Raw genomic sequence first — 17,529 nt, forward strand, 5'->3', positions numbered from 1 at the left:
AGAGGCAAGGTGTAACATCGCCGGCTCCGCGCCTGGACGAGCGACCCGGATCTGAAACTTTCCAGGCGTAAATTTCTCCGAGCTGCATGAATACTTCGTCGCCGTCGCAGTCTTCCTCCGTGTTCCCGACCCTGGCCCGCCGTACGCTGATCACCGCGTTTGCCGCGGCCCCGGTCCTTCCCGCCCTGGCCCAGTTCCGCGTCGAAGTCTCCGGTGTGGGACTCACCCAGTTGCCCATCGCGCTGGTGCCCTTCCGCGGCGAAGAGGCCTCTCCCCAGAAGATTTCCGCCATCGTCCAGGCCGATCTCGAGCGCAGCGGGCAATTCCGCGGCGTCGATGCATCCGGCCAATCCCTCGACGAGAACAGCCGTCCCGACCTGGCCCTGTGGCGCCAGCGCACGGCCGACTCGCTCGTGGCGGGCAGCGTCACCCGACTGGCCGATGGCCGTTGGGATGTGCGCTTCCGTCTGTGGGATGTGGTGCGCGGCCAGGACCTCGGGGGGCAGAGCTACACCGTGCCCGAGGCCGACCTCCGCCTCGCCTCCCACCGGATCGCCGACTACGTCTACGAGAAGCTGACGGGCGACAAGGGCGTGTTCTCGACCCGCATCGCCTATGTCACGCGGGCCTCGGGCCGCTACACGCTGTGGGTGGCCGACGCCGATGGCGAGAACGCGCAGGCGGCACTCGCCAGCCCCGAGCCGATCATCTCCCCCGTGTGGTCGCCCAGCGGCGGCGAGCTGGCCTACGTGTCCTTCGAGTCGCGCAAGCCCGTGGTCTACGTGCACACCGTGGCCACTGGCCAGCGCCGCCTGGTCGCCAACTTCCGCGGCTCCAACAGCGCGCCGGCCTGGTCGCCCGACGGCCGCAGCCTGGCCGTGACGCTCAGCCGCGATGGTGGCTCGCAGCTCTACACCATCCCGGCCACCGGCGGCGAACCCCGCCGGCTCACCCAGAGCAGCAGCATCGACACCGAGCCGACCTACACCGCCGACGGCAGTTCCATCTACTTCGTGAGCGACCGCGGCGGCGCACCGCAGATCTACAAGATGCCCGCCAGCGGCGGCGCACCGGTGCGGGTGACCTTCTCGGGGTCCTACAACATTTCTCCGGCCATCAGCCCCGACGGGCGGTGGTTGGCCTACATCTCGCGCGTCGGCGGAGCCTTCAAGCTCCACGTGATGGAACTCGCCACTGGCAATGCCACGGCCATCACCGACACCGCGGCAGACGAAAGCCCCAGCTTCGCCCCCAACGGCAAGCTGATCGTCTATTCCACCCAGATTCAGGGAAGAGAAGCGCTGATGACCACCACCCTTGACGGAAAGATCAAGGCGCGACTGGCGGGGAAGGCGGGGGACATCCGGGAACCGGATTGGGGCCCCTTCCAGAAGCAATGATTTTTTGTCCGCACTGAGGAGTGTTCGTATGTTGAAGAAATCGATTTTTGCCCTTGCCTTCGTCGCCCTGGTGGCGGGTTGCTCGTCGGGTACCAAGCTGAATGAAACGCCGGTGAGCACCGCCGGCGGAACCGGCGGCGGAACGGGTTCCGGCGCGGCCAGCGGCGTAGCGCCTGTCACCATCGACCCCAACGCGCAGACGCGCCAGGGTCCGGTGGGCGTGGCCCGGGTCATCTACTTCGACTTCGACAGCTACACCATCAAGCCCGAGTTCCAGCAGCTCATCGACGGCCATGCGCGCTTCCTGAAGGCCAACCCCTCGCGCCGCATCTCCATCGAAGGCCACACCGACGATCTGGGCGGCAGCGAGTACAACCTGGCCCTGGGCCAGAAGCGTTCCGAGGCCGTGCGCCGTGCGCTCACGCTGCTGGGCGTGAACGACAGCCAGATCGAAGCCGTCAGCTTCGGCAAGGAAAAGCCCGCGGTCCAAGGCACGAGCGACGACGCCCGCGCCCAGAACCGTCGCGCTGAAATCGTGTACCGCTGATGCAGCGACTGCAGCACCTCGTGCGTCCGGCGGCCCTTGCGGCCGCTTTTCTGTGCGTGTCTGCGGCGTCCCACGCGGCGCTGTTCGAGGATGACGAGGCGCGCCGCGCCATCCTCGACCTGCGCCAGCGTGTCGAAACCGTGCGCCAGCAGTCCGAGAACACCACGCAGCGCCTGGCTGACGAGAACGGCCAGCTGCGTCGCAGCCTCGTCGACCTGCAGCAGCAGATCGACAGCCTGCGCGGCGACCTGGCACGCATGACGGGTCAGAACGAGCAGCTCACCCGCACGCTGACCGAGCTGCAACAGCGCCAGACCACCATCGACGACCGCCTGAAGCAGAACGAGCCGCAGCAGGTGTCGGTCGACGGCAAGGAGTTCATGGCCGATCCGCGTGAGAAGGCCGACTTCGAGGCCGCGCTGGGTGTCTTCCGCTCCGGCCAGTTCCCCCAGGCCCAGTCGGCCTTCGCGGACTTCGTCAAGCGCTATCCGCGCAGCGGCTACAACCCGTCGGCATTGTTCTGGCTGGGCAACGCACAGTACGCCACGCGCAACTACACCGAGGCCGTCGCCAACTTCCGCTCCATGCTCTCGCTGGCGCCGGACCATGCCAAGGCCCCCGAGGCCGTGCTGTCCATCGCCAACTGCCAGATCGAGTTGAAGGACACGCGCGCTGCCCGCCGCACGCTGGAAGACCTGGTCAAGGCCTATCCGCAGTCCGAGGCGGCCACGGCGGCACGCGAACGCCTGTCGCGCCTGCGTTGAACGCGGTCGTGACTCCGCCGCCGTCCCTGCAGGACCACGCCCTGCCGTCCGAGGCGGACATCATCGCCCGGCGCTTCGGTGGCATGGAGCGGCTGTACGGCGTCCAGGGCGCCGCGGCGGTGCGCCAAGCCCATGTGGTGGTGGTCGGCATCGGCGGCGTCGGCTCCTGGGCAGCCGAGGCGCTCGCCCGAAGCGGCGTCGGTGCGCTGACGCTCATCGACATGGACCATGTGGCCGAGTCCAACATCAACCGCCAGATCCACGCGCTCGACGACACCGTCGGCCAGGCCAAGGTGCTGGCGATGCAGGAGCGCATCCGTCACATCCATCCGCAATGCCGCGTGGCGCCCGTGGACGAGTTCGTGACGGCGGACAACTGGTTGCCGCTGATCGAGCAGGCCGGGCAGGCGCTCGGCCCCGTCACCGCCGTACTGGACGCCTGCGACCAGATGTCCGCCAAGACGACCATGGCAGCCTGGGCGCTGGCTCAGGGGCGGCAGGTGTCGTTCATCACCGTGGGCGCGGCCGGCGGCAAGCGGCACGCGCAGCGCGTCGAGGTCGAGGACCTCGCCCTGGCCACCCACGACCCGCTGATGGCGCAGTTGCGGCAGCGACTGCGCAAGCACCACGGCGCCCGGCGCGACGGCAAGCCGATCGGCCTGACCTGCGTCTTCAGCCGCGAGACGGTGGCGCCGCCCGATGCGTCCTGCGCCATCGAGGGCGACGGCTCGCTCAACTGCCACGGCTATGGTTCGATGGTCAGCGTCACCGCGACCTTCGGTCTGTGTGCAGCAGGATGGCTCATCGACAGGATTTCACAGAAATCCACGCTATACTTATAGGCTTTGCTGCACATCGCACCGCAGTGCGAACGTGAAGCGGGACGTTAGCTCAGTTGGTAGAGCAGCGGACTTTTAATCCGTTGGTCGCAGGTTCGAATCCTGCACGTCCTACCACCCCTTTCTCCAGCTGCCACAACGCTTTAGCGCTACATTCGTTGTAGCAAGCTGCACCCCTCAAAGGTGATGTTTGCGGAACACTGTTCCGCAAATCACCGAATCGGCATCACCCGCCGGCAAGCCTTGTGCCGGATGTAGGTCGCCTCCATACTTTCCGTCGTATACCCTGATAGGGCTTGAGCCTGCCTCGTGCGGCCCCATGGGGCGGCTGGTTGTGGCGTTGGTGGCGTGCTGCAGACATCCGCACGGCCTGCTTCAAGCTCGGCCTCGGCGCGACGCCGGGCCTACCGTTCCCACCATTCCCTGCGTGCACGTCAGAGTCTTCTGCACCCGCCAGTTGCCGCTGGCAACGGTGTCGGGCGCGTCGAGCGGTGACACGCTTGGCGTATAGCGTTGCGCTGTCGCTGGCCGTCACGTCCGCCGTCTTGCAGATGACGGTGATGCAGTCGGGGACGGTGATGTCCGCTGTGCCACCGCCGGGCAGCGTGATGACCAGGGCGTGCGCGGCGTGGTCATAGCTGACCGTGGCGCCGTCCGGGTAGACGGTGACGGTCTTGTTTGGGTCGGTGCTGGGGGCGGGGTGGTCATTCTGGTGGATGCCGCCGATCACCAGGGCGCCGGCCAGGTCACCGCCGGGCGAAAGCAGCGTGACCTGCTCGCCGACCGTGGGCGGGTTCCAGGTGCGGGTGTTGCCGGCGCGCAGCTCGTGGTACGGGCGCCAGTCGGTGACGTTGTTGCCCGTGCGCACGCGCACCAGGGCGCCGGGCAGCTCGTGGCGCACCTCGGCGATGGTGCCGGTGCGCACGAGGTTCTCCAGCTTGCGCAGCACGTCCGGCAGCAACAGGTCGATGTCCATGCGACCAATTTGCCGGGGGAGACGTGCGCGCGCGAGCTATCGCGTGTCGGGTCGTGCCGGGTAAAGAGGCGCGCAACTGCGCCATTTGTACAGATCATCGGCAAACTGTGCCCGTTCCTTACTTCTACACTGCGCGCCAATACAACACCAAGGAAATGGCATGAATGGTGATATCTGGCAAAAGCTCCTGCAGTTAGAAACCAGTGATTCGGTCGGCCTATGGCACCATAAGCTTTTTGGCCGTCATTTAAACCAGCGTCGGATTTTGGAGATAACGTCGGCCGCCCGTCAAGCAAGAGAATTTTTCCGCAACGCGGCAAATTCCAACTCATCGGTGCGGCCTGTTCTAACCTTTTATGGAGTTGCCAGTTTAAGCCGTGCGTTGGTGCTGCTGTTCAAACCGGATATGGGTGAAACCAGTCTCACTCCTAGGGATGCTCTTCACCAATAGCCCGCCGATGTGCTTGCGTGTGGCCTCGTGAAGGCCGAGCATGCTGACCATGAAGCAAACGAGCCTGGGCCTGCCGCTGTCGACCAAGCGAACGCGCAAGCGCGAGTTTCTCGATTCGATGGACAGGGTGGTGCCCTGGCCCGATCTGGTGGCACTGATAGAGCCCTTCGCGCCCGAGAGTGGCCGCCGCGGCCAGCAGCCTTTCGCTGTAGAGACGCTGCTGCGCATCCATTTCATGCAACAGTGGTTCAACCTGTCGGACCCGGCGATGGAAGAGGCCCTGCACGACGTACCCGTCTTTCGCGACTTCGCCGGCCTGTCCAACTGGGGCGACGCGCTGCCCAGCGATTCGAGCATCCTGCGCTTTCGCCGCTTGCTGGAGCAGCACAAATTGGCCGATCAGATCCTGGCGCGGGTGAACGAACTGCTCACGGGCCAGGGGCTGATGCTCAAGGCCGGCACGGTGGTGGATGCCACGCTGATTGCGGCCCCCAGTTCGACCAAGAACAAGGATGGCAAGCGAGACCCCGAGATGCACCAGAGCAAGAAGGGCAACCAGTGGCACTTCGGCATGAAGGCGCACATCGGCGTGGACGCCGACTCGGGGCTGGTGCACACGGTGCGGGGGACCGCCGGCAACGTCAACGACGTGCTCGAGGGCAACAGCCTGCTGCACGGGCAGGAGAAGTTCGCGTTCGGCGATGCGGGCTACCAGGGCGTGAACAAGCGTGCTGATGCGAGGGCGCACGTGCGCTGGCATGTGGCGATGCGTCCGGGGCTGCGCCGAGCGCTTGAACCCGCAACCGACGCGGTGGATGCACTGACCGAAAAGATCGAGCGGCTGAAGGCAAGCGTACGAGCCAAAGTCGAGCACCCGTTTCGGGTGATCAAGCGCCAATTCGGACATGTGAAGGTTCGCTACCGCGGCCTGGCTAAGAACACCGTGCAGTTGAAGGTACTGTTTGCGTTGAGCAACCTGTGGATGGTCAGACAGACATTGATGGCCCAGGTGCGTCCTGCAACGGCGTGACGGACACAGAACTGCCAGACGGAAGCTTTGGGAACCCACTTCCACCCTACGCCGCAGGCCCTTGCCGACTTGGCTCCCGCACCTGCCGGTGGCAGCCAACAAGACGGGGCGGTCAAATTGTTCTGACGCGCAGCGCACGATTGGTGAAGAGCATCCCTAGCCACGGACTTACAACGTTGGAGTGGCAAAAAAAATTGCTCGGCAAAATCCCGGAAAGTCTCTTAGGTATTGAGGCATTAGAGGTGCAAATCAGTTCGGGTTTATTTTTTGACCTTCTTCAGAATACGGATAACTTCATATGTGTCCACACACGATCTTCTGCGGTCGATTGGGGGATTTCATATGACGTCCCTGAACGGGGATCAACAATTAGGTTGGGTGAACTGTTGTCGAAATTACCGGACGTGGCCTCATATTTGCCACAAGACCGTGCTCGCAGCACGCTCCCCGTCGGTGAACTCACGTATTCAAAAGAGAACGGCTTCCGCGCATCAATCAACGCATCGTTCGAATTGCTTAAATCTTGGGGCTGGGACGAGGGTTTTTCAGTTACCGGGACAAGTAACATGGCAAGCTTAACTTGTTCAGCAAAGACATTTGGCGAAAAGACCCCTCAGTTCACGCACGCCTATGTAGACAAAATTTTTGGTTCGATACCAAGCCTGCACATTGCGGCACCCTTTCAAAGCGAAGTCCGATATTCCCAGGTGGCGATAACCTATATCATTTCATATTTTTTGGGGATGCTTGCGCGTTACTTCCCTACTCAATGGACAGCGCTCTATAGTGGTAGCAAGGGCGATGTTCTTTGGCCCTCGATTAGCGCTGCCCAAAGGTATGTTGAAACCACCTTTCCTGAGCTGATCATTGAACTAATTAATTATCAGGTTACAAGGAAACAGACATCAGAAAAATAACAGGAAGCATCACTAAACCATCTCCTGCCGGACTACTGCTTTCAAAACTGCGCCGGCGACCGCACCACCTCCACCGGCCCAATCCCGTTGTAGACCACCGCCCCGCTGGAGCTGGTCACCACCCACCGCCCATTGATGCCCTCGCCGGGCTCGATGTCGTACTCCTCGGGCGGGAGCGGCAGCACGATCTCGTCTTGCACACGATTGCTGTACCAGGCCGGCACGCGCAGCAGGGTGGGGTGTCCGAAGAGGCTCATGGGAGGGTCTAGGTGATGTCAACCAGGGTTGCCGAATACTGTGCAAATGTACAGTGTTTGGCTAGACTGGCCGCATGAACACCCAAGACGACGAAACCTGGATCGCGGCGTGCGCTCACCGCCTCCAGCTGCACTGGCGCACGGTCGACCCCATCGAGCTGGAGGCGACGGCGCGCGAGATTGCGCACGACACCCAACTGCGCGCGCTGGCCCCCAGCCTGGCGGCGTCGCGCTGGCTTGCGCCCATCGATGCGCCGCGCGGGGCTTGAGCCGCTGCTCATTGCGGTGTGAAGGGCGCCGGCAACCTGGCTGTCTGTTGCAGGACATGCGGCGGGGGTGGGCGCGCTGGGCCTGCCTGTTCGGACTGGCGAGTCAGCCTTCTTTCTGGCGGCGACCTGGCGGGTGAGCAGCGGGGCATGTTCGCGTTGGCCCTGCTGTCACGGCGGCCTGAAAGCGCGGCCCCTGAGCCTGCTGGCCCGCGCCGGCGTGACGGCGCTGAGTGGCAGCCGGCGTCAGGCGCCGAATGCGGCGGCCCGATGTGCCTCGATGGCCTGCGCGTCGGCATCGGTGAACACGATGCACTCCGCGCCCCTACCGCCCCGCCGCCAGCTCGATCATCTCCGTCGTCATCTGCTCCTGCCGCGCCTGCCGGTAGGCGGCCTCGACCTCGTTCCTGCGGCGCTGCAAGTTGCTTCGTGCCTGGGCCATGGCCTGCATGCGGGCGGCGGCCTCGGCTTCCAGGCCGCGCATCAGGGCCCGTGCGACGGCGGCGAAGAGTGCCTCCTGCAGCAGCGATGCCATCAGCACCGCCGGGGCCAGTGTCATGAGGGGTGGCTGCATGCCTTGCGCCGCAGCCACGGGTTCAGGCGGGAAGAGCCGCACCGCCGCCAGCGCGTGGCCCGCCGCGGGCAGGCCGGCGATGGCGTCGATGGGCCCCGGGTGCGCGACGGCCTGCGCCACCAGGGCGGCGGTCACCTCGCTGGCCAGGGCCGGGATCGCCGCCGGACGCCCGGGCAGGTCCGCGGACCACAGGGGCTGGCGCCCACGATCCAGGAGCGCCTGCGCGGTCCGGCGGCCGACCACCAGCAGGCCCGTGTCCGGCGTCAGCGCCTGCAGGGCCGTGGCGGCCACGCGCTGCGGATAGGCGCCCGCAAAGCCCTGCGACGCGCCGATCACCAATAGCAGGCCCGGTCCGGCCGGTGCTGTGGTCGCCGCCGTGGAGGCCGCCAAGCGCGCCATGGCACGGCGCGTGGTGAGCGCATGGGCCTCGATGGCGGGCAGGGCGCTGCGGGCGGCGGCCGACTGGCCCGAGGCGATGGCGCGCAGCGCGCCCACCACCTCGTCGATCTGCTCCAGGCCGGTCAGTCGCCGCTGCAGGTCCTCGGGCCGCGCGGTCATTGCAGGGCCTGCTGCACCAGTTCGACCAGCAGCGCGCGCATTGCGGCATCGAGCGCGTCGGGCTGCGCGCGCAGGGCCTGCAGCCGGGGTTCCGCCTCCACGCGGGCGGGGAGGGCGGCCTTGAGCGCGGGCAGCCGCGCCGGCGCCACCGCGTCCAGCACACCGGCGTCCAGGGCCGCCAGCAGGGCGATCTGCACCACCACCGGCAGGGGCGTGAAGCGGTCCTGCGCCAGGAGTGCCGCAATGCGTTCGCCGCGCACCATGCGCGCCTTCATGGCGTCGTCGCCGAAGCCGCCGAAGCGCGCGAACATCTTCATTTCCAGGTACTGGGCGTAGTCCAGCCGAAGCCGCCCTGCCACGGCCTTGAGGGCGCCCCATTGCGCCTTGCCGCCGACGCGGCTGACCGACAGGCCGATGTCCACGGCCGGCCGCTGGTTGGCGGCGAACAGCACTTCGGAGGTGACGATCTGGCCATCGGCGATGGAGATCAGGTTGGTGGGGATGTAGGCGGACAGGTTGCCCGACTCGATCTCCGCGATGGGCAGGGCCGTGAGCGAGCCGCCCCCGCGCGCGGCCGACAGCTTGGCCGAGCGCTCCAGCAGGCGGGCATGCAGGTAGAAGATGTCGCCCGGGTAGGCCTCGCGGCCCGGCGGCTGGTGCGAGAGCAGGGCCAGCTCCCGGTGGGTGGCGGCATGGCGCGTGAGGTCGTCGTAGACGATGAGCACATGCTGCCCGCGGTCGCGGAACCATTCGGCCATGGAGGTCGCGGCGAAGGGCGCCAGCCATTGCAGCCCCGGCTGGGCCGTGGCCTCGGCGACGACGAAGAGGGTGCGCGCCAGCGCCCCGCGCGCCCGCACCGCCTCGATCACGCGCCGCACTGACGACAGGCGCTGGCCGATGGCCACGTAGACCGAGATCACGTCGCCCGCGGCCTGCGCGAGCAGGGCGTCGACGGCGATGGAGGTCTTGCCCGTCTGCCGCTCCCCGATGATGAGTTCGCGCTGGCCCCGGCCGATGGCGAAGAGCGCATCGACCACCAGCAGGCCGGTGGCTACGGGCTCGCTGACGAAGTCGCGGTCGATGATGGCCGGCGCGGCTCGCTCGGCCGGCAACTGCTCGTCGCACTGCGGGGCCGACAGGCCATCCAGCGGGCGACCCAGCGGGTCGAGCACCCTGCCCAGCAGCGCGGGGCCGACCGGCACCGACGCGAGTTCGCCGCTGCGGGTCACGCGCGCGCCGGCCGCGATGCCGTCCATGGGATCCATGAAGGCGACGTGCAGCCGGTCTTCTTCGAGCGTCAGCACGAAGCCGCGGGCGCCGTTGTCGAACAGCACGACCTCGTTGAGCTGGGCGCCGGGCAGGCCGGTCACCGTGGCCAGGCCATCGGCGATGGCGGCGACGGTGCCGTGCTCTTCCACGCCGGGGCCGAGCACCGCGGCGTCGATGCGCGACTGCAGCGCGGCCAGTTGCAGGTCAGTCGGTGCCGGTGTCATGGCGCATCGCCTTTGCGATCCGTTCCAGGTCATGGGCCAGGGAGTTGCGCACGGCACCCGTGTCCGAACACAGCTCCAGGCCCGCGATGAGCGCCGGGTCCGTCACCGGGGCGGGCAGCGCATCGGCCAGCCAGGGCGCCAGTGCCTGGCGGGTGGCCTGCCATTGGTCGTCGCTCAGGGGCCGCGGCGCCACCAGCCGCAGATGCCCGCCGGCCAGCAGGGCCTGCCGCTCGGGCCCGGGCATGGACTGCAGCGCGTCGGCGAGGCGCTGCGCATAGCCCTCGGGCGCCGTCGGCTGCGCGCCCAGCGCCCGCGTGGCGATGCCGGCGGCCAGGGTCCGGGCATGGTCCCAGGTGCGCCGCTCGCGCGCGGCGGCGTCCTGTTCTGCCAGCGCCTGGCCTCCGGCGACGATGCGGGCCGCCTCGGCACGGGCCTGGGTCAGCAGTTCGTCGCGCTGCGCCTGCGCGTCGGCCTGCGCCGCGGCCAGCAACTGCTGCCGCGCATCGAGCGTGGCCTGCGTCTCGGCCTGGGCCTGTCGTGCCGCCGTCTCGGCCTGGGCCCTGGCCGCGTCGGCGGCCTGCACGGCGGCGGCGGTCTGGGCCTGCCGCCGCGCGATCACGTCGGCCAGCGGCCGGAACAGGAAGCGCTGCAGGATCGCCAGCAGCACCACCACGTTCACCAGCTGGAACGCGAAGGTGGTCCAGTGGAAGCTCATCGCACGAAGGGGTTGGCGAACAGCAGCAGCAGCGCCACGACCAGGCAGTAGATGGCCATGGTCTCGATCATGGCCAGGCCCACGAACAGCGTGCGCGAGATGGCGCCCGCCGACTCGGGCTGGCGGGCGATGGCGTCGAGCGCAGCGGCCACGGCCCGGCCTTCGGCCAGGGCGGGGCCGATGGCCCCCAGGCCGACCGCGAAGGCGGCGGCGACGATGCTGACGATCTGGACGAGGTTATCCATGGGGAGGCTCCGGGGTGTCCGTGGAAGGAGGGTCGCCCGCGCCGGCTTCGTTGACGGCCGAGCCGATGAAGACCAGCGCGAGCGTGGCGAAGATGTAGGCCTGCACCGCGCCCGTCAGCAGATCGAGCGCGATCAGGGGAATGGGCACCAGCAGCCCGGCCAGCGCGCTGACGATGCCGACGACGAAGACGCCGCTCATCACATTGCCGAACAGGCGGACCATGAGCGAGAAGTGCCGGGTGACCTGCTCGACGAGGTTCAGCGGCAGCATCACCCATGTGGGATGGGTGAAGGTGGCGAGCCACCCGCGCAGGCCCAGGATGCGGATGCCCCACACCAGGCCGGCCACCAGCACCACGGCCGCCAGGGCGGCGTCGGTTTCCAGGTGGGCGGTGGGCGGCTCCACGCCCGGCAGCAGCGAGGACGCGTTCGCGCAGGCGATGAACAACAGCAGCGTGCCGATGAGTCCGCGGAAGCGGCCCGGATCGCCGGGAATGGCGGCGGCGATCTCGCCATCGAGCACTTCCACCACCATCTCCAGCGCCGCCTGCACGCGGCCCGGCCGCAGGGACAGGCGCCGGGTGGCGAGGAAGGCCCCAACGCCCAGCACGGCCATGACGCCCCAGGTGGTGACCACGGGCCAGGTGATGTCCACCGGCCCGATGCGAAAGGCCACGGCGGCGGTGAGCGGGTTGTCGATGTTCATGCGGTGCGCCTCAGCGCAACGGCGCGTCCGCCCATCACCCCGGCTGCGGCAGCGAGCAGCGGCCCCACGCCAGCCCGCGCGCACAGCACCAGCAGGGCCACCAGGAGCAGCCAGCGCGCCGCGTGCAGGGCGATGCCGGCAGCCCGGCCGGCGACCAGGAGCCGCGTGACCTGCGCCAGGCTGCGGAAGTGCAGCCAGCCCAGAGCCAGGCCAGCCGATGCGGCGAGGAGCCAGCGCAGGCCGGTGGCCGGATCGGAGAGGAGAGGGGTCATTGCTCGTGCATCCATCGCAAGGCCAGCCAAAGCCCCAGGCCGGCGCCCGCCATCAACAGCGCAGCCGCCAGCGTGATGCCGGAGCCCAGCCAGCGGTCCAACCGGTGACCCAGCCACAGGCCGGCCAGGGTGGGCAGAACGATCAGCCAGCCCAGGACGCCGATCTGGCCGAAGCGCCGCGCCAGCGAGGGTTCGGGATCGCGCTGCGCGGCCTCATCGCGGGCCTGGGCACGTTGGGCGGCGGCCTGCTTGGGGTCCTCGGGCGCTGGCTGTGCATGAACACCCTCTCCCCTCGCGGGAGAGGGCCGGGGAGAGGGGGCAACGCCCCATGGAGCACCCGATGAAGGGGGGCCGCCCAAGCCGGCGCTTCCCGATGGCTCATTCGAAAGGGCAGAGGCGCGGTCATTCGCGTGGACAGGCCCGCCGCTCATGCCTCGGCCTCCGTCGACAGGCCCAGCGTGTCGCCCCCAGCACGCAGCTCGCGCATGAGCTGCCGGATGGCGCGGGCGTGCAGGCGCGTGTCCTGGCTGCGCGCACGCAGCAATGCCTCGCGCGCCTCGGCGCGTTCTTGCGCGATGCGGGCCTGCAAGGCGCCCAGGTCATCGCCCACCGTCGCCTCGCGGCAGGCCACGCGCACGCTGCGGCCGCCTTCCACGCTGAACACGCCGCCACGCAGCGCGCAGTAACGCCAGGGCCCTTCGGCAGCGCGCCAGCGCAGCACGCCGGCCTCGATCACCGTCAGGAAGTCGGCATGGCCGGGCCGGATGCCGAAGTCGCCGCTGGCGTCCTCGGCGCGCAGCGAGGCGACGTCGGCCTCGTCCAGCACGATGGCCAGCGGCGTGGTGATGGTCAGGTGCAGGGCGGCCGGCGCCGTCGAGGCGCCGGTGGCACTGGCGTCGGGCGCAGCCGGCGGCGGGACCATGCGTGTGTTCATGCCGCTTCCTTGGCGCCATCCGGGGTGGCGGTGGTGGGCCGGCCGCGCCGGCGTTCGTCCTCGCGGGCTCGGGCCTCGTCGAGCGTGCCGATCATGTAGAGCGAGCGCTCGTCCCAGTCGTCGCAGTCGCCGGCCAGGATGGCCTGGCAGCCCGCGATGGTGTCGGCCACCGTGACGCTGCGGCCGGCCATGCCGGTGAAGGCCGCTGCCACGAAGAAGGGCTGCGTCAGAAAGCGCTGCAGGCGCCGCGCGCGGCCGACGAGGCGCTGTTCCTCCTGACCCAGCTCTTCCACGCCGAGCAGCGCGATCACGTCGCGCATCTCGTCGTAGTGCTCGATGAGTTCGCGCACCGCCGCCGCGGTCTGCGCATGGGCGGCCCCCACGATGGCCGGGTCCAGCAGCACGGAGGTGGTGCGCAGCGGGTCGATGGCCGGATAGATGCCCTGGGCGGCCAGCTCGCGCGAGAGCACGACGGTCGAATCCATGTGGGCGCTCAAGGCCGCCACAGCCGGGTCGGTGAAGTCGTCGGCGGGCACGTACACCGCCTCGATGGCGGTGACGGCCGCCCGCGCGCCCGAGGCGATGCGCTCCTGCAGGGCGGCGATCTCGGTGGCCAGCGTGGGCTGGTAGCCCACGCGCGAGGGCATGCGGCCCAGCAGGCCCGACACCTCGGCACCGGCCTGGACGAAGCGGAACACGTTGTCCATGAGCAGCAGCACGTTGCGGCCCTGCGCGTCGCGCACATGCTCGGCCATGGTCAGCGCCGCCAGCGGCACCCGCCAGCGCGCGCCGGGCGGCTCGTTCATCTGGCCGTAGACCAGCACCGTGCGGTCGAGCACGCCGTAGTTGCGCATGTCGTGCAGCATCTCGTGACCCTCGCGCGAGCGCTCGCCCACGCCGGCGAAGACCGAGACGCCGTCGTAGCCGGCCACCATGGCATGGATGAGTTCGGTGACCAGCACCGTCTTGCCCACGCCCGCCCCGCCGAACATGGCGGCCTTGCCGCCCTGGGCCAGCGGTGCCAGCAGGTCCAGCACCTTGATGCCGGTGGAAAAGAGCTGCACGTCCGGCCGCTGGCCCGCCAGCGGCGGCGCCGGCTGATGGATGGCGCGCCGCGGCGTCCCGGCCGGCAGCGGCGGGCCGCCGTCACCCGGCTGGCCGAGCACGTCGAGCAGCCGCCCCAGGATGGCCGGTCCGACCGGCACCGTCAGCGGGGCGCCCGTGAGGCGCGCCCGCATCAGCCGCGAAAGGCCCTGGGTGGGCTGCAGCGCGATGGCGCGGAAGCGCCGGGCATCCAGGTGCGACTGCACCTCGCACACCACGGCGGCCCCTTCGGGGTCGACCACCAGCGCCTCATGGATGCCGGGCAGGCCCTCGTCGCACCGCAGCTCGAGCACCGGGCCGCGCACGGCCGTGACCTGCGCCCAGCGCGCTGAAGGCTCGGTGTCGGGAAGCAGGCGATCGTTCATGAGGCAGGGCGGCGATGCAGCAATCCGGCCATGCCTCGGACGGTGCCGGGGTGCATGGAGCCGGTAGCCGCATCATGCGGCGATTCCGCCGCGCCATGCTGCGCCGCAGCGCGATCCTTAGATATGGATCAAGAAAACGGGGGTGCGAAGCACCAGAAGGCCTGCCAGCAGCAGCACCAGGACGGCCAGCGCCAGCGACAGTCCTTGCCAGAAGCGCACCGGATCGCGCTCGGCGAGCGGCAGCGGCCGCACGCGACGCTGCGCGGCCTTGGGCGTGCGCAGCTCATGCAGCAGTTCCGACACAGCTTCCTGCCGCCGCGCGGGCTGCGGGCTCAGGGCCTTCTGCAGCACGGCGTCCAGCCAGGCCGGCAGCTCGGGCCGGTGATGGCGCAGGGGCGCGTAACGCAGGCGTCGCAGGTCCTGCGACTGGCGCACGCGGGTCGCGGCCAGGCCGTAAGGCAGCTGGCCCGTCAGCATCTGGTAGCCCAGGGCCGCCAGCGAGAAGAGGTCGGACCGGGCGGTGCCGCCCTGGCCCAGCAGGTATTCCGGCGCCATGTACTGCAGCGTGCCCGGCGCATCGGCCGCCAGCGGCCCGCGGCCCTCCGCCAGGCCGGCCACATGGGCCGAGGCCAGGTCGATCAGCCGCGCGGTGCCGGCACGGTCGATCATCACGTTCTCGGGCCGCAGGTCCTGGTGCAGCATCTCGCGGCCGTGCAGGGCCTGCAGGCCGCGGCCGATCTGGTCGAGCAGGGCACGCACCTCGTCGAGCGAAGGGCGCGGATGGTCGACCATCCACTGGGCCAGCGTCTGGCCTTCCACATAGGCCATCGCCACGAAGAGGTGCCGCCGCGCGCGCTGGCCCGGCCAGGCCTTGAGCACATGCGGATGGTCGATGCGCCGGGCCACCCATTCCTCCAGCACGAAGCGGTCGAGCGCCTCGGCGTCCTCGCGCAGATCCGGCCCGGGCACCTTGAGTGCGACGGGCGCGCCGCTCTCGTCGTCCGTGGCCAGCCAGACATGGCTGCGTGGGCTGACCTTGAGTTCGCGCACCAGCGTGAAGCCTTCGAAGGCCATGCCGGGCGAAAGCGGCGGCGGCAGGGCCAGGCCTTCACGGCTGAGCTGGGGCAGGGGCTGGCCGGGCGCGGGCAGGGCGTCGATGCGCAGCAGCAGCACGGTCGCGTCGTCGTCGCTGCCGCGCTCGCGGGCGCGCCGGGTGAGGGCGGCGGCCGCGGCATCGAAGTCGTCGGCATGCAGGCGCAGGGCGTCGTGCAGGTCGGCGGCCGCGAGGTGGGCATGGGCGCCGTCGGTGGCCAGCAGGTAGACCTCGCCGGGCTCGGCCTCCCAGCGGCGGTAGTCGATCTCGACCTGGGCGCCGGCGCCAAGAGCGCGCGCCAGGTAGACCTCGGCGGAGGAGACCTGCACGCGGTGGTCTTCGGAGAGCGGCTCCAGCGTCGCCGCATGCAGCCGGCACAGCCGCGCGTCGCCCACATGCAGCAGGTGCAGCTCGCGGCCCTTCAGCACCAAGGCCGTGAAGGTGCAGACATGGCCGCGGTCCTTGTCGAAGCGGGCGTCCCCGCGCATCGTCTGCGCATGCAACCACGCGTTGGTGGCCGCGATGACGCGCTGCCCGGCGCGGCGCACCGACCAGCTTTCGCTCGTCGCGTAGTAGTCGGCGAGGAAGGCGCCGACGGCCGTCTGCGCCGCCTCCTGGCTCACCGGGCTGCTGCTGATGCCATCGGCGACGGCCAGCGCGACGCCCTTGCTGGCCAGCAGATGGCCGGTGGGCAGCATCGCGCCGTGGAAGTCCTGGTTGGGCCCGCCCGGCGCGGCCAGCGAGTGCTGGCCGAGGGTGATGCGCGGCAGCGCGTCGGAAGGGCCCGTCACGACGGCAAGGCTCAGGCGCGCACGCGCTTGGGCGCCGTCTTGTAGTGGGTGGAGTAGAGCGTCGCGCCGACGAAGGTCAGGCCGCCCACCAGGTTGCCCAGCACGGTGGGGATCTCGTTCCAGATCAGGTAGTCCATGAACGTGAAGTTACCGCCCAGCAGCAGGCCCGAGGGGAACAGGAACATGTTGACCACGCTGTGTTCGAAGCCCATGTAGAAGAACACCGTGATCGGCATCCACATGCCAATGGCCTTGCCCGACACCGAGGTGGACATCATGGCCGCCACCACGCCGGTGGACACCATCCAGTTGCACATCACGCCGCGGATGAACAGCGTCAGCATGCCGGCGGCGCCATGGGCGGCGTAGCCCACCGTGCGGCCTTCGCCGATGTGGCCGATCTTCTGGCCGATGGCGTTGGGCGCCTCGGACCAGCCGAAGGTGAAGATGATGGCCATGAATACGGCCACCGTCAGCGCGCCGGCGAAATTGCCGCAGAACACCAGCCCCCAGTTGCGCATAACGCCGCCCCAGGTGGCGCCGGGGCGCTTGTCGAAGACGGCCAGCGGCGCCAGCGTGAACACGCCGGTCAGCAGGTCGAAGCCCATCAGGTACAGCATGATGAAGCCGACCGGGAACAGCATGGCGCCGACGAGGGCGTTGCCTGTGTTGACGGTGATGCTGACGGCGAAGGCCGCTGCCAGCGCCAGGATGGCGCCCGCCATGTACGAGCGGATCAAGGTGTCGCGGGTGGACATCAGCAGCTTGGATTCGCCGGCGTCGACCATCTTGGTGACGAACTCGGCAGGAGCAAGGTAGGCCATGGGATTCCTTCGATGGAGCTTGAAGTGGGAGGAGGTGGAGAGAAAGCGAAGAGAAATCAGGCGAGGGCGACCAGCACGCGGCCGTCCTCCACGCGCACGGCATGGGCACGCACCGAGTGCTGCGGCGCCTCCAGGCATTCGCCGGTGGCCAGGTCGAAGTGGTTCTTGTAGAGCGGCGAGGCGACGACGGTGCGCCCGCCCAGGCTGCCGGTGAGCCCGCGCGAGAGCACGCTGGCGCCCGACTGCGGGTCGATGTTGTCGATGGCGTGGAAGCGGTCGTCGCCGATGCGGAAGATGGCGACATGCCGGCCGTCGATCCGTGCGCAGACGCCGGTGTCGGGCAGGATGTCCGAGACGGCGCAGACGGCCGTCCATTCGGGGGCGAGGGTCGTGGTCATGGCGGGGCTC

22 protein-coding genes and 1 tRNA gene are annotated in these 17,529 nt (G+C 68.9%); 9 read left to right on the plus strand and 14 right to left on the minus strand.

Annotated elements, in window-relative coordinates; all coding sequences use genetic code 11:
* Nucleotides 1-86: 86 nt before the first annotated feature.
* The 5 genes from tolB (at nt 87) to L0984_RS00685 (ending at nt 3,667) form a co-directional block, all read left to right on the plus strand.
* The gene (tolB, locus tag L0984_RS00665; RefSeq protein ID WP_234191871.1) at nt 87-1,400 is read left to right on the plus strand and encodes a Tol-Pal system beta propeller repeat protein TolB; all 1,314 of its coding nucleotides are present in this window, start codon (nt 87-89) and stop codon (nt 1,398-1,400) included.
* A gap of 28 nt (nt 1,401-1,428) precedes the next feature.
* Nucleotides 1,429-1,947: a peptidoglycan-associated lipoprotein Pal gene (pal, locus tag L0984_RS00670; RefSeq protein ID WP_017759307.1), complete on the plus strand. Its 519-nt coding sequence runs from the start codon at nt 1,429-1,431 to the stop codon at nt 1,945-1,947.
* Nucleotides 1,947-2,711 (plus strand): tol-pal system protein YbgF, encoded by a 765-nt coding sequence (gene ybgF / locus L0984_RS00675; protein ID WP_234191872.1) that lies wholly within the window; start codon nt 1,947-1,949, stop codon nt 2,709-2,711. The genes pal and ybgF overlap by 1 nt, the downstream gene beginning before the upstream one ends.
* 83 nt (nt 2,712-2,794) lie before the next feature.
* Nucleotides 2,795-3,553: a tRNA threonylcarbamoyladenosine dehydratase gene (locus L0984_RS00680; protein ID WP_234192745.1), complete on the plus strand. Its 759-nt coding sequence runs from the start codon at nt 2,795-2,797 to the stop codon at nt 3,551-3,553.
* A gap of 38 nt (nt 3,554-3,591) precedes the next feature.
* A tRNA-Lys gene (locus L0984_RS00685) sits at nt 3,592-3,667 on the plus strand.
* A gap of 109 nt (nt 3,668-3,776) precedes the next feature.
* Here the strand turns inward: L0984_RS00685 and L0984_RS00690 are convergent.
* Nucleotides 3,777-4,526, minus strand: coding sequence for a phage baseplate assembly protein V (locus L0984_RS00690; protein ID WP_234191873.1), 750 nt, complete (start codon nt 4,524-4,526; stop codon nt 3,777-3,779).
* Nucleotides 4,527-4,686: 160 nt separating this feature from the next.
* Here L0984_RS00690 and L0984_RS00695 point away from each other — a divergent pair, with 160 nt between their 5' ends.
* The 3 genes from L0984_RS00695 to L0984_RS00705 all read left to right on the plus strand — a co-directional run bounded on the left by L0984_RS00695 (nt 4,687) and on the right by L0984_RS00705 (nt 6,924).
* Nucleotides 4,687-4,977: a YaaC family protein gene (locus tag L0984_RS00695; protein WP_234191874.1), complete on the plus strand. Its 291-nt coding sequence runs from the start codon at nt 4,687-4,689 to the stop codon at nt 4,975-4,977.
* Between the two features lie 49 nt (nt 4,978-5,026).
* Nucleotides 5,027-6,007: an IS5 family transposase gene (locus L0984_RS00700; RefSeq protein WP_234192746.1), complete on the plus strand. Its 981-nt coding sequence runs from the start codon at nt 5,027-5,029 to the stop codon at nt 6,005-6,007.
* Nucleotides 6,008-6,150: 143 nt separating this feature from the next.
* Nucleotides 6,151-6,924 (plus strand): YaaC family protein, encoded by a 774-nt coding sequence (locus L0984_RS00705; protein WP_234191875.1) that lies wholly within the window; start codon nt 6,151-6,153, stop codon nt 6,922-6,924.
* A gap of 41 nt (nt 6,925-6,965) precedes the next feature.
* Here the strand turns inward: L0984_RS00705 and L0984_RS00710 are convergent, their stop codons facing one another.
* A complete protein-coding gene (locus L0984_RS00710) occupies nt 6,966-7,181 on the minus strand; it encodes a hypothetical protein (RefSeq protein ID WP_234191876.1) in 216 nt (71 codons plus the stop codon).
* Between the two features lie 74 nt (nt 7,182-7,255).
* Between L0984_RS00710 and L0984_RS00715 the strand changes: the two genes are divergently transcribed.
* Nucleotides 7,256-7,450 (plus strand): hypothetical protein, encoded by a 195-nt coding sequence (locus L0984_RS00715; protein WP_234191877.1) that lies wholly within the window; start codon nt 7,256-7,258, stop codon nt 7,448-7,450.
* A gap of 322 nt (nt 7,451-7,772) precedes the next feature.
* On the opposite strand, the gene L0984_RS00720 is transcribed toward L0984_RS00715, so the two are convergent.
* The 12 genes from L0984_RS00720 to nirD all read right to left on the minus strand — a co-directional run bounded on the left by L0984_RS00720 (nt 7,773) and on the right by nirD (nt 17,519).
* A complete protein-coding gene (locus L0984_RS00720; protein ID WP_234191878.1) occupies nt 7,773-8,579 on the minus strand; it encodes a F0F1 ATP synthase subunit gamma in 807 nt (268 codons plus the stop codon).
* Complete coding sequence (locus tag L0984_RS00725; RefSeq protein ID WP_370645864.1) at nt 8,576-10,072, minus strand: F0F1 ATP synthase subunit alpha; 1,497 nt, start codon at nt 10,070-10,072, stop codon at nt 8,576-8,578. Before L0984_RS00725 ends, L0984_RS00720 begins: the two co-directional genes overlap by 4 nt.
* On the minus strand, nt 10,053-10,787 hold the full coding sequence (locus tag L0984_RS00730) for a F0F1 ATP synthase subunit B family protein (RefSeq protein WP_234191879.1): 735 nt from the start codon (nt 10,785-10,787) through the stop codon (nt 10,053-10,055). The genes L0984_RS00725 and L0984_RS00730 overlap by 20 nt, the downstream gene beginning before the upstream one ends.
* Nucleotides 10,784-11,032 carry a F0F1 ATP synthase subunit C gene (locus L0984_RS00735; protein ID WP_114804757.1) on the minus strand — a complete coding sequence of 83 codons (249 nt, stop codon included), beginning with the start codon at nt 11,030-11,032 and terminating at the stop codon, nt 10,784-10,786. Before L0984_RS00735 ends, L0984_RS00730 begins: the two co-directional genes overlap by 4 nt.
* Nucleotides 11,025-11,738, minus strand: a complete 714-nt coding sequence (locus tag L0984_RS00740; protein ID WP_234191880.1) for a F0F1 ATP synthase subunit A — start codon at nt 11,736-11,738, stop codon at nt 11,025-11,027. The genes L0984_RS00735 and L0984_RS00740 overlap by 8 nt, the downstream gene beginning before the upstream one ends.
* Nucleotides 11,735-12,010, minus strand: coding sequence for an N-ATPase subunit AtpR (locus tag L0984_RS00745; RefSeq protein ID WP_234191881.1), 276 nt, complete (start codon nt 12,008-12,010; stop codon nt 11,735-11,737). Before L0984_RS00745 ends, L0984_RS00740 begins: the two co-directional genes overlap by 4 nt.
* Complete coding sequence (locus tag L0984_RS00750) at nt 12,007-12,369, minus strand: AtpZ/AtpI family protein (protein ID WP_234191882.1); 363 nt, start codon at nt 12,367-12,369, stop codon at nt 12,007-12,009. The genes L0984_RS00745 and L0984_RS00750 overlap by 4 nt, the downstream gene beginning before the upstream one ends.
* Before the next feature lie 68 nt (nt 12,370-12,437).
* Nucleotides 12,438-12,944 (minus strand): F0F1 ATP synthase subunit epsilon, encoded by a 507-nt coding sequence (locus L0984_RS00755; RefSeq protein ID WP_234191883.1) that lies wholly within the window; start codon nt 12,942-12,944, stop codon nt 12,438-12,440.
* Nucleotides 12,941-14,413 carry a F0F1 ATP synthase subunit beta gene (atpD, locus tag L0984_RS00760; RefSeq protein WP_234191884.1) on the minus strand — a complete coding sequence of 491 codons (1,473 nt, stop codon included), beginning with the start codon at nt 14,411-14,413 and terminating at the stop codon, nt 12,941-12,943. Before atpD ends, L0984_RS00755 begins: the two co-directional genes overlap by 4 nt.
* A gap of 117 nt (nt 14,414-14,530) precedes the next feature.
* Nucleotides 14,531-16,297, minus strand: a complete 1,767-nt coding sequence (locus tag L0984_RS00765) for a protein kinase domain-containing protein (RefSeq protein WP_234191885.1) — start codon at nt 16,295-16,297, stop codon at nt 14,531-14,533.
* An 11-nt stretch (nt 16,298-16,308) separates the two neighbouring features.
* Nucleotides 16,309-17,121, minus strand: a complete 813-nt coding sequence (locus L0984_RS00770) for a formate/nitrite transporter family protein (RefSeq protein ID WP_234191886.1) — start codon at nt 17,119-17,121, stop codon at nt 16,309-16,311.
* A gap of 56 nt (nt 17,122-17,177) precedes the next feature.
* Nucleotides 17,178-17,519: a nitrite reductase small subunit NirD gene (gene nirD / locus L0984_RS00775; RefSeq protein ID WP_234191887.1), complete on the minus strand. Its 342-nt coding sequence runs from the start codon at nt 17,517-17,519 to the stop codon at nt 17,178-17,180.
* Nucleotides 17,520-17,529 lie beyond the last annotated feature (10 nt).

Source organism: Pseudacidovorax sp. NFM-22 (assembly GCF_021401245.1).
Taxonomy (GTDB): domain Bacteria; phylum Pseudomonadota; class Gammaproteobacteria; order Burkholderiales; family Burkholderiaceae_C; genus Xenophilus.

What these genes read in the sequence shown, in the direction of transcription:
- pal (WP_017759307.1), top strand. Translation starts at nt 1,429, where the DNA reads ATGTTGAAGAAATCGATTTTTGCCCTTGCCTTCGTCGCCCTGGTGGCG.
- ybgF (WP_234191872.1), top strand. Translation starts at nt 1,947, where the DNA reads ATGCAGCGACTGCAGCACCTCGTGCGTCCGGCGGCCCTTGCGGCCGCT.
- L0984_RS00740 (WP_234191880.1), bottom strand. Translation starts at nt 11,738, where the DNA reads ATGAACATCGACAACCCGCTCACCGCCGCCGTGGCCTTTCGCATCGGG.
- atpD (WP_234191884.1), bottom strand. Translation starts at nt 14,413, where the DNA reads ATGAACGATCGCCTGCTTCCCGACACCGAGCCTTCAGCGCGCTGGGCG.
- L0984_RS00690 (WP_234191873.1), bottom strand. Translation starts at nt 4,526, where the DNA reads ATGGACATCGACCTGTTGCTGCCGGACGTGCTGCGCAAGCTGGAGAAC.
- L0984_RS00730 (WP_234191879.1), bottom strand. Translation starts at nt 10,787, where the DNA reads ATGAGCTTCCACTGGACCACCTTCGCGTTCCAGCTGGTGAACGTGGTG.
- L0984_RS00680 (WP_234192745.1), top strand. Translation starts at nt 2,795, where the DNA reads ATGGAGCGGCTGTACGGCGTCCAGGGCGCCGCGGCGGTGCGCCAAGCC.
- L0984_RS00710 (WP_234191876.1), bottom strand. Translation starts at nt 7,181, where the DNA reads ATGAGCCTCTTCGGACACCCCACCCTGCTGCGCGTGCCGGCCTGGTAC.
- L0984_RS00700 (WP_234192746.1), top strand. Translation starts at nt 5,027, where the DNA reads ATGAAGCAAACGAGCCTGGGCCTGCCGCTGTCGACCAAGCGAACGCGC.
- L0984_RS00745 (WP_234191881.1), bottom strand. Translation starts at nt 12,010, where the DNA reads ATGACCCCTCTCCTCTCCGATCCGGCCACCGGCCTGCGCTGGCTCCTC.
- tolB (WP_234191871.1), top strand. Translation starts at nt 87, where the DNA reads ATGAATACTTCGTCGCCGTCGCAGTCTTCCTCCGTGTTCCCGACCCTG.
- L0984_RS00695 (WP_234191874.1), top strand. Translation starts at nt 4,687, where the DNA reads ATGAATGGTGATATCTGGCAAAAGCTCCTGCAGTTAGAAACCAGTGAT.
- L0984_RS00735 (WP_114804757.1), bottom strand. Translation starts at nt 11,032, where the DNA reads ATGGATAACCTCGTCCAGATCGTCAGCATCGTCGCCGCCGCCTTCGCG.
- L0984_RS00770 (WP_234191886.1), bottom strand. Translation starts at nt 17,121, where the DNA reads ATGGCCTACCTTGCTCCTGCCGAGTTCGTCACCAAGATGGTCGACGCC.
- L0984_RS00755 (WP_234191883.1), bottom strand. Translation starts at nt 12,944, where the DNA reads ATGAACACACGCATGGTCCCGCCGCCGGCTGCGCCCGACGCCAGTGCC.
- L0984_RS00720 (WP_234191878.1), bottom strand. Translation starts at nt 8,579, where the DNA reads ATGACCGCGCGGCCCGAGGACCTGCAGCGGCGACTGACCGGCCTGGAG.
- L0984_RS00725 (WP_370645864.1), bottom strand. Translation starts at nt 10,072, where the DNA reads ATGACACCGGCACCGACTGACCTGCAACTGGCCGCGCTGCAGTCGCGC.
- L0984_RS00715 (WP_234191877.1), top strand. Translation starts at nt 7,256, where the DNA reads ATGAACACCCAAGACGACGAAACCTGGATCGCGGCGTGCGCTCACCGC.
- nirD (WP_234191887.1), bottom strand. Translation starts at nt 17,519, where the DNA reads ATGACCACGACCCTCGCCCCCGAATGGACGGCCGTCTGCGCCGTCTCG.